The organism is Pseudonocardia sp. GCM10023141 (genome assembly GCF_042653605.1).
This window is the reverse complement of sequence record NZ_JBHSIR010000056.1, coordinates 214,509-228,736: the sequence shown is the minus strand read 5'-3', so window position 1 is coordinate 228,736 and position 14,228 is coordinate 214,509. Positions and strand designations below refer to the sequence as shown.

The 14,228-nt window shown below is 72.6% G+C and carries 15 protein-coding genes; 7 read left to right on the top strand and 8 right to left on the bottom strand.

What is annotated here, in order from left to right:
* Nucleotides 1-7 precede the first annotated feature (7 nt).
* Nucleotides 8-892, top strand: a complete 885-nt coding sequence (locus tag ACFPFQ_RS32985; RefSeq protein WP_379625922.1) for a fumarylacetoacetate hydrolase family protein — start codon at nt 8-10, stop codon at nt 890-892.
* 10 nt (nt 893-902) lie between these two features.
* Here the strand turns inward: ACFPFQ_RS32985 and ACFPFQ_RS32980 are convergent, their stop codons facing one another.
* Nucleotides 903-1,193 (bottom strand): hypothetical protein, encoded by a 291-nt coding sequence (locus ACFPFQ_RS32980; RefSeq protein WP_379625920.1) that lies wholly within the window; start codon nt 1,191-1,193, stop codon nt 903-905.
* A 492-nt stretch (nt 1,194-1,685) separates the two neighbouring features.
* Between ACFPFQ_RS32980 and ACFPFQ_RS32975 the strand changes: the two genes are divergently transcribed.
* From ACFPFQ_RS32975 to ACFPFQ_RS32965, 3 genes are all read left to right on the top strand, one after another.
* Entirely contained in the window at nt 1,686-2,570 is an 885-nt protein-coding gene (locus tag ACFPFQ_RS32975; protein ID WP_379625918.1) for a helix-turn-helix domain-containing protein, read from the top strand.
* Between the two features lie 94 nt (nt 2,571-2,664).
* On the top strand, nt 2,665-2,874 hold the full coding sequence (locus ACFPFQ_RS32970; RefSeq protein WP_379625916.1) for a DUF397 domain-containing protein: 210 nt from the start codon (nt 2,665-2,667) through the stop codon (nt 2,872-2,874).
* Nucleotides 2,875-2,896: 22 nt separating this feature from the next.
* Nucleotides 2,897-3,535: an HAD family hydrolase gene (locus tag ACFPFQ_RS32965; RefSeq protein WP_379625915.1), complete on the top strand. Its 639-nt coding sequence runs from the start codon at nt 2,897-2,899 to the stop codon at nt 3,533-3,535.
* Here the strand turns inward: ACFPFQ_RS32965 and ACFPFQ_RS32960 are convergent.
* The gene (locus ACFPFQ_RS32960) at nt 3,491-4,327 is read right to left on the bottom strand and encodes an enoyl-CoA hydratase-related protein (RefSeq protein ID WP_379625913.1); all 837 of its coding nucleotides are present in this window, start codon (nt 4,325-4,327) and stop codon (nt 3,491-3,493) included. The genes ACFPFQ_RS32965 and ACFPFQ_RS32960 overlap by 45 nt on opposite strands.
* A gap of 14 nt (nt 4,328-4,341) precedes the next feature.
* Complete coding sequence (locus tag ACFPFQ_RS32955) at nt 4,342-5,310, bottom strand: LLM class flavin-dependent oxidoreductase (protein ID WP_379625911.1); 969 nt, start codon at nt 5,308-5,310, stop codon at nt 4,342-4,344.
* A 121-nt stretch (nt 5,311-5,431) separates the two neighbouring features.
* On the opposite strand from ACFPFQ_RS32955, the gene ACFPFQ_RS32950 reads away from it, so the two are divergent.
* From ACFPFQ_RS32950 to ACFPFQ_RS32940, 3 genes are read left to right on the top strand one after another with little or no spacing between them, the layout of a single operon-like run.
* Nucleotides 5,432-6,193 (top strand): FadR/GntR family transcriptional regulator, encoded by a 762-nt coding sequence (locus ACFPFQ_RS32950; RefSeq protein WP_379625909.1) that lies wholly within the window; start codon nt 5,432-5,434, stop codon nt 6,191-6,193.
* Nucleotides 6,194-6,856, top strand: coding sequence for a GntR family transcriptional regulator (locus ACFPFQ_RS32945; protein ID WP_379625907.1), 663 nt, complete (start codon nt 6,194-6,196; stop codon nt 6,854-6,856).
* 41 nt (nt 6,857-6,897) lie between these two features.
* Nucleotides 6,898-7,167, top strand: coding sequence for a hypothetical protein (locus tag ACFPFQ_RS32940; RefSeq protein WP_379625905.1), 270 nt, complete (start codon nt 6,898-6,900; stop codon nt 7,165-7,167).
* Nucleotides 7,168-7,205: 38 nt separating this feature from the next.
* On the opposite strand, the gene ACFPFQ_RS32935 is transcribed toward ACFPFQ_RS32940, so the two are convergent.
* The 5 genes from ACFPFQ_RS32935 to ACFPFQ_RS32915 form a co-directional block, all read right to left on the bottom strand.
* On the bottom strand, nt 7,206-8,756 hold the full coding sequence (locus ACFPFQ_RS32935; RefSeq protein WP_379625903.1) for a class I adenylate-forming enzyme family protein: 1,551 nt from the start codon (nt 8,754-8,756) through the stop codon (nt 7,206-7,208).
* Between the two features lie 8 nt (nt 8,757-8,764).
* The gene (locus ACFPFQ_RS32930) at nt 8,765-10,246 is read right to left on the bottom strand and encodes an aldehyde dehydrogenase family protein (protein WP_379625901.1); all 1,482 of its coding nucleotides are present in this window, start codon (nt 10,244-10,246) and stop codon (nt 8,765-8,767) included.
* Nucleotides 10,234-11,490, bottom strand: a complete 1,257-nt coding sequence (locus ACFPFQ_RS32925) for an FAS1-like dehydratase domain-containing protein (protein ID WP_379625899.1) — start codon at nt 11,488-11,490, stop codon at nt 10,234-10,236. The genes ACFPFQ_RS32930 and ACFPFQ_RS32925 overlap by 13 nt, the downstream gene beginning before the upstream one ends.
* A gap of 50 nt (nt 11,491-11,540) precedes the next feature.
* The gene (locus ACFPFQ_RS32920; RefSeq protein ID WP_379625897.1) at nt 11,541-13,184 is read right to left on the bottom strand and encodes a PEP-utilizing enzyme; all 1,644 of its coding nucleotides are present in this window, start codon (nt 13,182-13,184) and stop codon (nt 11,541-11,543) included.
* Between the two features lie 152 nt (nt 13,185-13,336).
* Nucleotides 13,337-14,188 (bottom strand): endonuclease domain-containing protein, encoded by an 852-nt coding sequence (locus ACFPFQ_RS32915; RefSeq protein ID WP_379625896.1) that lies wholly within the window; start codon nt 14,186-14,188, stop codon nt 13,337-13,339.
* Between the last annotated feature and the right edge of the window lie 40 nt (nt 14,189-14,228).

Genomic DNA, 14,228 nt, shown 5'->3' with positions numbered 1-14,228 from the left:
CCACCGCATGCAGCACGACCGACCCGTCACCCACCTGACCCGGGCCCGGGACCGGGACGGCGGGATCGGCTGGTGGGCCCGCGACGACGCCGGCGGGTGGGGAGCTCTCCCCGCCGGTACGACGCTGGGCGCGCTGCTCGCGCTCGACGCCGACGCGTTCGTCGAGCGGCTGGGCGCGGTCGCTCGCACCAGCGCCGACCCCGGCGTGACGCCGGTCGCCCCCGTCGACGACGACACCGAGGTATGGGCGGCCGGGGTCACCTACGAGATCTCCCGCCAGGCCCGGATGGAGGAGAGCAGCGAGGCCTCGGTCTACGAGGCGGTCTACGACGCCGCGCGCCCGGAGCTGTTCTTCAAGTCGATCGGCTGGCGGGTGCAGGGCCCGGGCGCTCCGATCGGGGTCCGCGCCGACTCGACGTGGGACGTGCCCGAACCAGAGCTGGGGCTGGTGTGCAACGCCGCGGGCGCTGTGGTGGGCTACGTCGTCGTCAACGACGTGAGCTCCCGCAGCATCGAGGGCGAGAACCCGCTCTACCTGCCGCAGGCCAAGATGTACCGCGGCTCCTGTGCGGTCGGACCGTCCATCGCGCTGGCCGCGGCGGTGCCCGACCCCTACCGGCTCGCCATCACCGCGCAGATCCTGCGCGGCGGCGCGCCGCTGTGGCGCGGCGCCACCTCGACGTCGCGGCTGCACCGCACGTTCGACGAGCTGGTCGGCTACCTCTACCGTGCCGAGGTCTTCCCGCGCGGGGTCGTGCTCGCGACCGGGACGTCGGCGGTGCCCGACAACGACGTGACGTTGCGGCCGGGCGACGAGGTCGTCATCGAGATCGAGAACGTGGGCACTCTGAGCAACACCGTGGCCCCGGCCGACTGGGCGGCCGGGGGCTGAACCGGGCGCGCTACGCCTGCTCGGCGACGTCCGGTCGCTCCAGCCGCTGCAGCTCGAGCTCGTAGGCGAACTGGGCCTGCTCGCGGTAGTCGAGCCTGCGCTCCCGCCGATCGAGCTGCGCCTCGAAGGCGTCGAGTGCGATCTGCAGCTCATCCAGCTGCCTGGCCCGCTCGACGACGCCCCGCCGCGCTACCGCGACGCGATCCCAGGCCTCGGCGAGGCTGCGCCCCTGCACCCGGCCCACGACGACGGCCAGTCCGAAGAGGACGATCGACCCGATCACCGCGATGGTCACGAGCATCTCGACACCCCCGTCATGCGACACGAGCGGAAGATTCCCTGGTAGATATCATCTTACGTTCCGAACCTCCAAAATGCAATTTCATATCGACATGTCAACGGGGGCGCCGAGCGGTCGCCACAGACCCCTCCTCGCGACCCGAACGTGACCCCAACGGGCCGCCGCCGGTCGTGGCGCTGCCCCGTCCAGGGGTCTAGCCTGGGCCGATGGCAACGGCCACCTGCGGTGATCCGCATTGCGTACACCCCCGACCCGCCACGGTTCCGACCGCTCGTCGCACCCAACACCACGCCCAGCGCTGGCCCCGTCTCGCCTGGTGACGCCTGCCGTTGGGCGGGCGACACGGGTTTCGGGATGACATTGCAGAGTGCGGTCGGGCGTCGAACGGTGAACCGTCGGCGCGCGCCGGACGTGGTGGGGGAAGGAACGTCTGGCGTGGTGGTGCAGGATCTCGGGAAGGAATCGCTGGATCGGATGGACGCCGCACGGGGGATGAGCCCAACCGCCGCCAGGCGGCGGCTCGGAGCCGTGCTGCGGGAGTTCCGCGAGCGGGCCGGCCTCACGCTCGACGACGCGGGCAAGCCGCTGCAGCGGTCGGCAGCCACGATCAGCAGGCTCGAGAACGGCAAGGTCAAACCGCGCCTCATCGACGTCGGCGCGCTCATCGACCTGTTCGACGAGACCACCCCCGGCGTCAGCGACGACGAGCGGGCGCTCGTGCTGGGTCTCGCGGCCGACAGCCGGCGGGAGACGTGGTTCAGCCCGTTCCGCGACGTGCTCGCGGGCACCATGGTCTCGGAGCACGGGCGCCGGTACATGGAGTTCGAGACCGACGCCGACACGATCCAGAACTACGAGCCCGATCTCGTGCCGGGACTGCTCCAGACGCCCACGTACACCGAGCAGATCGCCGCGCGCTTCTACCCCGACCACGAGATCGAGCAACGCCGCCGGTTCGTCGAGTTCCGCAGCGCCCGCCAGAACGTGCTGACCCGCAAGCCGTCGCCCCTGAAGCTGCACGCCGTGCTGGGCGAGCAGGTGCTGCGCCGCGCCGTCGGCGATGTCGAGGTGATGCGGACCCAACTCAAGGCGCTCGCCCACAACGTGCGCAACGGCCTGCCCAACGTCACCATCCAGGTCGCGCCCGCCGCGCTGCTCACCCGCGCCACGATCGGCGGCGCCTTCGTGGTGATGAGCTTCGCCGACGCCCAGGACGACGACCTCGTCTACCTGGAGGGTCGCTCGGGCGCCGACTACCTCTACGGAGAGGGCGAGCTCGCCACCTACCGCGGCTACTTCACCGAGCTCGCCGACCTCGCCCTCGACCAGGAGGGCAGCCTGGCTGCCATCGAGGAGGCGCTCAAGGAGTTGGCCTGACAGCGATCCACACACCGTCCGGCGGTCCCACTCCGGATGGCGTTTCCCGCTGCGCCGACTAGGCTTCACCCTGACGTGTGAGGGAGGAGTCCGAGTGCCGGACACGACACCGACCGACGACGAGAACTACCGCCGCAGTTCCTTCTCCGATGGAGGCAACTGCGTCGAGATCGCCATCGGCCAGGAGCACGTCAGGGTGCGACACAGCCGCCACGACACCCAGGGCACCCTCGTCTTCTCACACGGCGAGTGGGCCGCGTTCGTCGCCGGTGTCAAGGCCGAGGAGTTCGAGCTTCCGAGATAGCTCTATACGGTATAATCGGTGCATGTTTAAGCCGGTCTCTGCCGTCGCGTTCGACTTCGGCGGCGTCCTCACCCACTCCGCGTTCGACGGCGTGGCCGCCTACGGCCGGTCGATCGGGCTCCCCGACGACGCGCTGGTGCCCTACTTCCGCGACGACCCGATGATGGCGCGCCTGGAGGTCGGGGAGATCACCGCGCGCGAGTACTTCCGCTACGTCTGCGTCGACGCCGAGGCCACCCACGGCCGCCGCATCGATCTGCGGGCGCTGGCCGCCGCCGCGGCCGAGGGTGAGCGGTTGAACCCGGCGATGATGGAGCTGGTCGCGGAGCTCGGGCAGCGGGTGCCGGTGGCGCTGGTCACCAACAACGTCGCCTCGGCCGGGTGGCGCGCGACGTTCCCGTACCACCTGTTCACGGTCGTGATCGACTCCAGCGAGCTGGGCGTGCGCAAGCCCGATCCGCGCATCTACGAGGAGCTGCTGCGCCGCCTCGACCGCCGCGCCGACGAGGTGGTCTTCGTCGACGACCTGGCCCGCAACACCGACGCCGCGGCGGCGCTCGGACTGCGCCCGGTGCTGTTCACCGGCCTCGAGGCCTGCCGCGACGCGCTGCGCGGGCTAGGCGCGCTCCCGCAGGAAGTCAGCGGGACGCCGCTCCCGTAGCGCGGCGAGGCCCTCTTTCATGTCGGGGTGCCGCAATGCCGCGTCCATGTCCTCCACCGACCGTGAGTAGGCCGCCCCGAAGCCACCGGCGGCGTCGGCGAACACCTGCCGCTTCATCACCCGCAACGACTCCCCCGAGCTGCCGCGCGCCAGCGCACGGGCGAACGCCAGCGCCTGCTCCAGCAGCTCGCCGGGCTCGTGGCAGCGCTGCACCCAGCCCAGGCGCGCGGCCTCGGCGGCGTCGAGCACGTCGGCCGCGTAGAGCAGTTGCAGCGCGTTCGGGATGCCGACCATCCGCGGCAGCAGCCAGCCCATGCCGTACTCCGCCGGCAGTCCCAGCCGCGCGAACGACGTGGTGATGCGGCTGCCGTGGGCGGCGAGGCGCAGGTCGCAGTAGGTGGCGAGGACGAACCCGGCACCGGCGCAGGCACCGTCGATCGCCGCGACGACCGGCGTCGAGATCGCCAGCGGGTACGCGTGGTTGCGCCGCATGTCATCGGGGGTGCCGTCGGGGTAGGGCGGCAGGGGCAGCCGCTCGGGCGCGTACGACCCCTGCTGCGACGCGATCGACCCGAGCGCTCGCGCATCCGCGCCGACGCAGAAGTCGCCGCCCGCGCCGGTCAGCACGACCACGCGGACGTCCGGGCGGGTGTGCGCGTGGTGCAGCGCCCAGCGGTACTCCACGGCCATCCGCCCGCTCCAGGCGTTGCGCCGGTCGGGCCGGTTGAGCGTCACCAGCGCGACGCCCGCCTCGACCGCCACGGTCAGCTCCGTGAACTGCTCGATCTCCATCGGGCGAGACTCCATCAACCGACCGCCTTCCGGAACGCGCGCAGGTCGGCCAACTGGTCGCCGAGATCGGGTTTGCGCAGCTCGACGACCAGCTCGTCCACGCCGGCCGCGGCGTAGCGCTCGATCCGGTCCCGGATCCGCTGCGGCGACCCGAACAGCCCGATCGCGTCGGCGTAGCCGTCGGGGACGGCGTCGCGGGCGGCCCGCCGGTCACCGTTGCGCCAGTGCTCGCGCACCGCCGCCACCGCGTCCCCGAAGCCCATCGCGCGCGCCGCGTCGGCGTAGAAGGTGCCCATCCCGCCGAGGTAGAGCCCCGACCAGCCCTTCTCCAGCGCCAGCAGCGCCGTGACGTCGGAGCCCATCGCCACCGGGCACACGGGCGCGATCGCGACGGTGCGCCCGTTGCCCGCCAGCCGGTCGACGAGCGGTGCGGCGAAGGTGGCGTGGTGGTCGGGCGAGTACGGCGTCGGCGTCCACCCGTCGGCGGCGTCGGCGGTGAGGCGCTGGTTGCGGGGTCCGAGCGCGCCCAGGTAGATCGGCACGGTGAGGGATCCACCCGTCCACGCCGTGCGCAGCGGCCTGCTGCCGCCCTGCTGCAGCGGCTCCCCCGCCAGCGCGGCCCGGACCACGGCGATCGTCTCCCCCGTGACCGCCACCGGACGCTCGAACGCGACCCCGTGCCAGCCCTCCACCACCTGCGGACCCGACGTGCCCAGCCCCAGCCGGAACCGGCCGTCCGAGAGCGTCTGCAGCGACGTCGCCAGCCCCGCCGTCGCGGCGGCCGTGCGCGCGAACACCGAGACCACGTGCGTGCCGAGCAGGAGCCGCCGGGTGGTGGCCGCGCACCACCCGAGCACGGGACCGGCATCGACGCCCCACGGCTCGCTGACCCACAGCCCGTCGTACCCGCCGTCCTCCGCAGCGCGCACGAGCTCGGCCAGCGCGGCGGGACCCGCGTAGCGCACGCGCAAGGAGACCCTCATATCGATAGAAGTTACAATGAATTATCGGCCGTCGCCATCCGCGGCGAGCCGGTGCGGGGAAACCGTCCCATTCGCTCGTAGAATGATCGGACGCACGTCCGCGTACCCGAGGGGAGCAGCCATGCCGGAACCGGCGACGGCCGGTGCGGCCGCCGTTCAGGTGCCGAAGGCCGCCGAGCTCGTCGCGGCCCAGCTGCGCCGCCAGATCGTGCTGGGCGAACGTGTCGAGGGCGAGCTGTTCCCGCCCGAGCTCAAGCTCATGACCGAGCTCGGCGTGTCGCGCCCGACGTTGCGGCAGGCGCTGCGGATCCTCGAGAACGAGGATCTGGTCCGCATCCATCGCGGCCGCAACGGCGGCACCCGCGTCAGCAGGCCCGCCACCGCCACCGCGGGGCGCTACCTCAACAACCTGCTGCTGTTCCAGGGCGCCACCCTCGACGACGTGCACACCGCGCGCCTGCTGCTCGAACCGGCGGCCGTCGCCGACATCGCCGGCACGCTCGACGCCGCCGCCATCGCGGAGCTGCGCAGCTCCATCGCCGATGCCCAGCGGCAGACCGACGCGGCGGAGGTGCGCCGGATCGGGGCCCGGTTCCACGTGCAGCTCGTCGAGCTCACCGGCAACCGCTCGCTGACGCTGTTCGCGGAGCTGCTCACCGGCCTGCTCGACGTGCCGATGGAGCGCCACAACATCGACCGGCTGGAGAAGCAGATCCCGTCGCAGGCGGCGGGGCTGCTCGACCACCACTCGCGCGTGGTCGACCTCATCGAGGCCGGCGCCGCCCGCGAGGCCGCGCGGCACTGGCGCGAACACCTCGATGCCGTGCACCAGCGGCTCAAGGAGACCGTCAACACCAGCACCGTGCTGGACCTCGAGATCTGAGTGTCCACGGAAACGCTGCGCTCAATGGCGGCCGCGCAGCTGCGCCGTCTCATCCTCGACGGCACGTTCGCCCCTGGTGAGCGGCTGATCGAGGACCGGCTCGCCGAGGTGCTGGGGGTCTCGCGCAACCCGGTCCGCGAGGCGATCCGCGCGCTGGAGGCCGAGGGCTTCATCGACACCACCGCGCGCCGCGGCTCGTTCGTGGCGTCGCTGTCGCCGCAGAAGGCCACCGACCTGTTCGCCGTCCGGCTCGCGCTCGAGCCGCTCGGTGCTCGGCTCGCCGCCGGTGCGCGGTCGAAGGATCACCTCGACCGCATGCGCGCCATCCTGGACCTGGTGGCCGACGAGGAGCCGGAGCGCACCCTCGACGAGCTGTCGGAGCTGCACACCGAGCTGCACTCGCTGATCTTCGAGATGACCGGCAACGCCTACCTGATCGCGATCGCGCTGCCCATGGTCAAGCGCGGGGAGTGGCTGCTGCGCCAGCGGGCACCGCTGCGACGGCCTGCGGCGTGGTCGCAGCACCACGACCTGATCCGGGCGATCGAGATCGGGGACACCGACCTCGCCGAGGCCGCGGCGCGCCACCACGTGCTGAGCGTCCGCAGCTCGCTCGGTGTGGATTCGCCCGACCCGACCGATCCGACCGGCCCGACCACATAGGCCGCTTCAGCCACGTCGTCGCAGGTCTGGATACTTCTCGGGTGAGCGACGTTTCCCCTGAAGTGATCAACGGCTGGATCGAGGCCGTCGCGGTGCTGCACGAGCAGACGGTGCGCAGCGAGGATGCGCAGGAGGCGTCGACGGCAGCGGCGAGCGCCTGGTCGGGGTCGGGCTACCTCGACGCGCCCGCCGAGGTGATGGAGATGCTGACGCAGGCGGTCGAGATCGGCTACGCCACAGCGCTCGACGACCTGCGCAGCGGCCGCCTCGACGACGCCATCCGCGAGTGGCGCCCGGAGCTGGACGACTGACCCGCTCGCACACACCGCAGCGTCCCCGCACACACCTTCTACGGTGTGTGCGGCGATGTTGCGGTGTGTGCGAGCAGACCGACCCCCACCAGCGCGCGGACCATCGCCATCGCCCCCGGCCGGTCGATCTTGCCGTTGGGCACCCTGGGCAGCGCGTCGACGACGAACACCCGCCGCGGTCGCTTGTACGGCGCCAGCCGCGGCGCGACGGTGGCCAGCACCGTCGCGGCGGTGGCCGTGGCCTCCACCAGCGCCACCGGGATCTCGCCGAGCCGCTCGTCGGGGAGGCCGAGCACCACGGCCTCCCGGACGGCGGGGTCGGCGCCCAGCGCCGCCTCGACCTCCTCGGGCACCACGTTGAACCCGCCGCAGATGATGATGTTCTTGATCCGGCCGGTGATGTAGAGGTAGCCGTCGGCGTCGAGGCGTCCGACGTCGCCGGTGCGCAGCCAGCCGTCGGCGTCGAGCGGGCTGGTCGACTCCGCGCCGAGGTACCCCGACGTCGCCGAGCGGCTGCGCACCCGGATCTCACCCTCGCCGCCCGCCGGTGCGTCGGTGCCGTCGCCGGTGACCAGGCGCAGCTCCACGCCCGGCAGCGGCCGCCCCACAGAGCCCGGACGGCGCCGCCCGGCGAGCACGTCGCGCGCGTTCTCGATGCTGATGCCGCCGAACGCCTCCGTCTGCCCGTACGCCTGCAGGACGGGCACGCCGAAGCGCTCCTCGAACTCCTCACGCAGCGCGGCCGTCAGCGGCGCGGTGCCGGACGAGACGTAGCGGACGCGCCCGAGGTCCTCCCCCGGTGCGAGGGAGTCGAGCAGGATGCGCAGCATCGCCGGGTTGATCGTCAGGTTGTCGATGCCGTGGCGGTCGAGCAGCCGCTTGGTGGCATGACCGTCGAACTTGCGCAGCAGCGCCACGCGCCGCCCCACGTAGAGCGCGAACAGCAGCCGCACCACACCCGCGGTGTGCGACAGCGGGTTGGCGATGAGGTTGGGCGGCTTGTCCTCCGGCGCCAGCGGGGTGGGGCTCGTGTCACTGCGGAACGCCGAGACGGTGGCGCGCAGGTTCGACCAGGCGTTGTCGTGGGTGAGCACCACGCCCTTGGGCTCGCCGGTGGAGCCGGAGGTGAGCAGGACGAGCGCGGGCTCGCCCCCCACGTCGGCCGCGGGCGGTGCGAGAAGGTCGGCGTCCGTGGTGTCGCGCGAGGGGAACCGGTCGAACGCCACGAAGGGCACGGCCCCCGCGGCCGGATCCCCCGGGTCACCTACCACCAGCCGCGCACCCATCGCCGCGACGACGCGCACCACCTCCTCGGCGGGCGCCGCCGGGTGCATCGCCACGACCGCCCCACCCCGGCACCAGACGGCCGTGGCCGCCGGCAGGAAGCGCTCGTCGTTGCCGACCCGCACCACGACGCGATCACCCGCTGCCACCCCGTCCAACCGGCGCCCGAGCGCCACCGCGGCCGCCGCGAGCTGCGCGTAGGTCCACGGACCGTCGTCCTCGACGTGCAGGAACCCGCGGTCGGGCGCCTCCTCGACGCGCCAGCGCAGCAGGTGCGCCAGCGAACCTCCCGGTTGCCTGGTCACGATGTCGCTCAGCCCCCGTGGTACTTGATCGTCTTGAGTTGCGTGTACTCGTCGAGCCCCTCGCTGCCGTTCTCGCGGCCCAGCCCCGATCGCTTGTAGCCGCCGAAGGGCACGCCCGGGTTCGTGTAGCCGGGACCGCCGTTGATGTCGACGGTGCCGGTGCGCAGCCGGCACGCGAGCGCGAAGGCGCCCCCGGCATCGGCGGAGACGACGTGCCCGGCCAGGCCGTACGGGCTGTCGTTGGCGATCGCGACGGCCTCGTCGTCGTCGCCGAACCCGATGACGACCCCGACCGGCCCGAAGATCTCCTGCTGCGCCACCGGCCACGAGTTGTCCACATCGGACAGGATCGTGGGGCGGTAGTAGAACCCGCCTACCGCTTCGACGGGCCGCTCCCCGCCCGACACCACCGTGGCCCCCGCGGCGACGGCCCGGTCGACGTGACCCGCCACACGCTCCACCGCGGCGGCCCGGATCAGCGGACCCATCCCCGTGGCGGCGTCCCACGGGTCCCCGACGACGGTGGCGTCGAGCAGCGCGCGCACGCGGTCGAGATATGCGGTACGCACGCGGTGGTGCACGAGGTGGCGGGTGGCCAGCGCGCAGCCCTGCCCGGCGTGGGTGGTGATGTTCTGGACGCCGATCCGGGCGGCCAGCTCGACGTCGGCGTCGGCCCGCACGATCAGCGCCGACTTGCCGCCCAGCTCCAGCAGCACCTTCGTCGTGCGCGGTGCCGCGGCGGCGAGGATGGCCGCGCCCACGGCGTCGGAGCCGGTGAAGCTGACGAGGTCGACGCGCGGGTCGGTGGTGAGCGCCGCGCCGGTGTCGGCGCCCCCGGTGATGACGCTGAGCACGCCGGCCGGCAGGCCCGCGTCCTGGGCGGCCGCGGCCAGCACCAGCGCCGAGTACGGCGTGAGCGGCGACGGCTTGAGCACCACCGAGTTGCCGGCCGCGAGCGCGGGACCGATCTTCATGATGTTCTCGAGCAGCGGGAAGTTGTACGGCGTGATCGCGGCGACCACCCCGTACGGCTCGCGGCGCACGGCCCAGCTGCCGAGCATCGTGGTGCCGTCGCTGCGCGGGGTCAGCACCGGCGGGCGCCCGCTCAGCTGCGGCCGGCGGGCCGCCTCGGCCCAGTGCTCGAGGTGGCGCAGCGGCAGGCCCACCTGCTGGCCGCGGGTCAGCCCCACCGGGCAGCCGGTCTCGGCCACCACGATCTCGACGAGCCGCTCGGTCCAGCCGGTGAGCACGCCGTGCAGCCGGTACAGCGCCTCGCTGCGCTCGCGCGGTGTGGCCCGCGCCCACGGACCCGTGTCGGCGGCCGTCCGGGCCCCCGCCAGCGCCGCGTCGACGTCAGCGGCGCCGGCCCCGGCCACGTCGCCCAGCGGCCTGCCGGTGGCGGGTTCGAGCACGGTCTCCACGGCGCCCGTGCCCGCGCGCCAGTCGCCTGCGACGAACTGGGCGGCAGGCGGGAGGTTCACCGGGCCCACGGGCCCTCCGTCGGCTCCGCCATCCCCTCCAGCAGGCCGTGGTCGGCGGGCGGGGCCGGGAACGCGGGCAGGCCGCGCTCGCGCGAGGGCAACCGCACGCGCAGGGTGCCGCGCGCGGTGTTCTCGTCGAGCTGGTTGGTGCACTGCACCTCGCAGACCACCTCGGGCCACTCCCCCGTGGTGTCGATCGCCGCGACGGTGCCCGTGAGCCTGGTCAGGTCGCCGAGGACGTTGAACCCGGTGATCCGGTCGTCGACGGCGACGAGCACGGCGTCGTCCCCCATCCAGTCGGTGATCACCTGCATCATCCACGCGTTGCGCAGCATCCCGTAGTCATACGCGCGCCGGGCGCCCACCGACTGGGCGTACCCGTCGTCCCAGTGCACGCGCATCGCCGAGTCCCAGGCCCCGTCGCCGTTGCGGGAGTAGAAGCCCCCCATCCGCTGCCGGTTCTGGTAGCCGAGCCGGTACGGGTAGATCTCGCTGCGCCCGTTGCCCTGCAGCCACGCGATGACGTCACCGGTGATCAGGGGGCCGCGGTAGCGGGGCTCGAACGCCTCGCCCACCTCGACGTCCTCGACGTAGCGGGGCTCGGCACCCCGGACCGTCTCCCGCGCGTAGTGCTCGTCGACGACGAGCAGCTCGTCGGAGGTGTAGATGTGCTGGGGCGTCGCGATCTTCGCAGTGTTGCGCTTGGCCGCGGCGTCGCGCTCGGTGTGCACGAAGTCGGCGTCCCAGATCGCGATGAGCTCGCCGCGGTCGTTCCAGTAGACGCGGCGGCGCACCGAGACGGCCGAGGTGCCGCCGAAGCGCGACTCCTTCTCCTGGATGTCGACGTAGAAGCGCCGCACCCAGAGCCGGTCGCCCTCGCGCACCGGGTTGAAGTAGCGCGTGTGGTCACCCGCCCAGAACATGTGGACACCCGAGAGCGCCCCCTTGCCGCGCCCCCTGTCCTCGGGTCGCCGCGGGATCGCCGGGGTCAGGCCGGCGCCCTCCAGGAACCCGGGCGGGGCGATGATGCCGCCCCAGCGGCTGCGCGCACCGTGCCCGGGGTCGACGTAGAGCGGGTTGTCGTCGCCGAACCCGAACGCGTAGTGCCGGATGCCGTCGCGCGTGGCCTCCTCGTTCCAGGTGGTCCACCGGTCGTAGGCCCAGTCCAGGCCGATCTTCTCCCGGAACTTCGCCACGCCCGCGCTCGTGAGCCGGCCGAACTCGGCCTCCGTCTCGGCCGGTGCTGCAGTCATCGTCGCCTCCCCGTTCCCATAAATCGATACATGTAATCACGAATTATGGGTCAGTGGAGTGTGACGGTGCCCGCGCTCCCGTCCACGGTGATCGACTGCCCCTCCCGGATCCGGGTCGTGCCGGTCTTCACGTTGACCACGCACGGGATGCCCACCTCGCGCGCCGCGATCGCGGAGTGCGACATCGGCCCGCCGACGTCGACCACCACCGCGGCGGCCTGGAAGAACAGCGGCGTCCACGCGGAGTCGGTGCCGCGGGCGACCAGCACGTCACCCTCCTCGATCTCCACCGCGTTGGGGTCGTCGACGATCCGGGCGCGCCCGGTGACCGCGCCCGGCGAGCCACCGACGCCGGACAGGCCGCCGTCCGCGGCCGGGGGCGCGGGCGGCAGCACCCCCATCGCCTTCCAGCGGGCCGCACCGATCTCCTCCACGAGCCCCGGCCGGACGTCGAGCATCTCCGGCAGCGGCAGGTCTGCGGCCAGCTCGTGGGTGCGCCTGCGCCGCTTCACCGACTCCTGGACCTCTGCCGCGGGCCGCTGCGACAGCTCGCCGACGAGCTCGTCGAGCCGCAGGAACCAGATGTCGTCGGCGTCGGAGATGCGGCCGCGCTCGGCCAGCCGCCTGCCCGCCTCCCGGCTGATCAGCCGCATCGAGTGCGTGGCCATCGCGGCGGGGACCTTGCCGTTCTCCCGCCAGCGCATGTGCGTCTCGAGCATCCCGAAGACCTTGCCCAGCAGCGCCCACCGCCAGCCGGCCAGCTTCTTGATCCGCGCCCGCGCGGCGTCGCGGCGCTCCACGGTCGCGTCGACGCGCGCGGCGCCGGCAGCGGCGATCAGCCGGTCCAGCGTGGCGGGGTCCTCGCGCCACGGGTGGGCGGCGAGCTCGAACTCGTTGGTGCCGCGGAACCCGTACTCGTCGAGGAACGCCTCGCGGGTCATCTCGCCGCGCGCCACCGCGCCCATCGCGCGGGTCGCCTCGCGCAGGTGGATGCCGCCCAGTCCGGACAGCGCCTCGGTGACCAGCGCCGGCCCGTTCTCGGGATCGAGCTTGCGCACGGCATCGCTGACGTTCTGGAACAGCGGCGCGGAGATCACGCTCGCCTCGACGTGCGGCGCCCGCATCGCGATGTGCTCGGCGCAGTGGCCGCGCAGCCGGGCGGCCAGCACGCCGTCGGGCTCGGTGGCCCAGTCCGTGGCCAGGTCCTTCGCCAGCTGCTCGCGCGCCTGCGCCGTGAACGCGGTGGCGCGCTTGGGGTAGTTGCGCATCACCGAGACGAAGTTCTTGCCGACCCCGGCGACGGCCAGGATGCTGCCCCCGGCCGCCTTCTGCGCCGGCGCGTCGGGATCCTCGGTGACGCCGAAGTAGTCGGCGTAGACCGCCGCCCGGGAGTAGCCGGGCAGGTTGTCAGCCATGTCCGCGGCCGGGGTGACGCCGTAGGTGAACCACCCGTAGAACACGCCGTTCCACGTCCACGGCTCGCTCTTGGGCGCAGTGCCCAGCTCGTCGGCGAAGGCGCGGTCGAGCCCGCGCTCCTGCGGCACCGCGATGAGGTCCTGCGTCAGCGGGGTGAGCGGGCGGGGCCACTGGTCCACGGCGTTGGCCCGCGTGAACAGCGTGGGGACGGTCGGCCAGGTGCACATCTCGTCGTCGAGCTGTTCCTGGTAGGCCGTGAGCGACAGTGCCTCAGCCATCGGATCCCCATCCCTCGCTGCCGATTAAATCGGTGGCTAATATAGCGCTTGAGGGGTGAGCGGCGCCACAGGCCGCTCGTGTCCAGTAGCCCGTCGGTTTCGACGGGTGAGATGTACGTGGTGGGCCTCGGCCGGACGAGCACCGATGACGTTCATCTCAGGCGTTGCAGAGCGCGAGCCACCTCGCCGACGATGCGCTCTGGCTCGCCGTACACGTCGTACTTCGGGTAGCGGTAGATCCGCCACCCCCGATCGACCAGGCGCGTGTAGCGACCCGCGTCCCGCAGCACCACCTCGGGCGTGACATGGTCACCGCCCTCGTACTCGATCCCCACCCGCTGCTCCGGGTACGCCAGGTCCAGCCAGATCGCGGTACGCGCGTGCTCGTCCTGCACCATCCACTGCACCCGGGGCCGGGGCAGGCCGGCGAGGACCAGGAGCATGCGCAGACGCGACTCCATCGGTGAACCGGCGTAGGGGCTTGCGTGCGCCAACACCGTCGCCAGCCGCGACTTGTTCCTCGTGCGCGGACAGTGCACCGCGAAATGCAGCAGCAGGTCGGGGCTGAACCGACCCTTGTCGGCCAGCGCGTCCACCGCGACCACGGCCTCCGTGAGATCGGGCTGCAGAGCCAGGTCGAACGCCGTCCGCAACGCCGTGGTGGTCCGCAGACTGCCGATCTGCCGGATCTCACCAGGTGCCAACTCGTTGCGGCGCACCAGCAACCCCGGATGAGCGCGCTGCCCACCGCCCGGCACCGTGACCTCTGCCGGCGCGCCCTCTGCGGCGCAGGAGACGCCCAGCACCTCGGCCGCCGAGTAGCCCGACAACACACCGCGGCCCTCGACCAACCGGTAGGCGGCGTGGGATCGGAGGTCAAGTCGCGCCTGCTCATCGGTTCGTGCCACGTAGACGTCCGGAAACTGCCGGACGTATCGCGGACCACGCAGGACATCCCAGGTGACGAGCCCGGAGGCCACCGCCAGCGACCCGCGGAACGCCACGGGCCATCCCGGCACGGCCGGTCGGAGCGACGCACTCGAC

What these genes read in the sequence shown, in the direction of transcription:
- ACFPFQ_RS32985 (WP_379625922.1), top strand. Translation starts at nt 8, where the DNA reads ATGCAGCACGACCGACCCGTCACCCACCTGACCCGGGCCCGGGACCGG.
- ACFPFQ_RS32980 (WP_379625920.1), bottom strand. Translation starts at nt 1,193, where the DNA reads ATGCTCGTGACCATCGCGGTGATCGGGTCGATCGTCCTCTTCGGACTG.
- ACFPFQ_RS32975 (WP_379625918.1), top strand. Translation starts at nt 1,686, where the DNA reads ATGAGCCCAACCGCCGCCAGGCGGCGGCTCGGAGCCGTGCTGCGGGAG.
- ACFPFQ_RS32965 (WP_379625915.1), top strand. Translation starts at nt 2,897, where the DNA reads ATGTTTAAGCCGGTCTCTGCCGTCGCGTTCGACTTCGGCGGCGTCCTC.
- ACFPFQ_RS32960 (WP_379625913.1), bottom strand. Translation starts at nt 4,327, where the DNA reads ATGGAGATCGAGCAGTTCACGGAGCTGACCGTGGCGGTCGAGGCGGGC.
- ACFPFQ_RS32955 (WP_379625911.1), bottom strand. Translation starts at nt 5,310, where the DNA reads ATGAGGGTCTCCTTGCGCGTGCGCTACGCGGGTCCCGCCGCGCTGGCC.
- ACFPFQ_RS32950 (WP_379625909.1), top strand. Translation starts at nt 5,432, where the DNA reads ATGCCGGAACCGGCGACGGCCGGTGCGGCCGCCGTTCAGGTGCCGAAG.
- ACFPFQ_RS32925 (WP_379625899.1), bottom strand. Translation starts at nt 11,490, where the DNA reads ATGACTGCAGCACCGGCCGAGACGGAGGCCGAGTTCGGCCGGCTCACG.
- ACFPFQ_RS32920 (WP_379625897.1), bottom strand. Translation starts at nt 13,184, where the DNA reads ATGGCTGAGGCACTGTCGCTCACGGCCTACCAGGAACAGCTCGACGAC.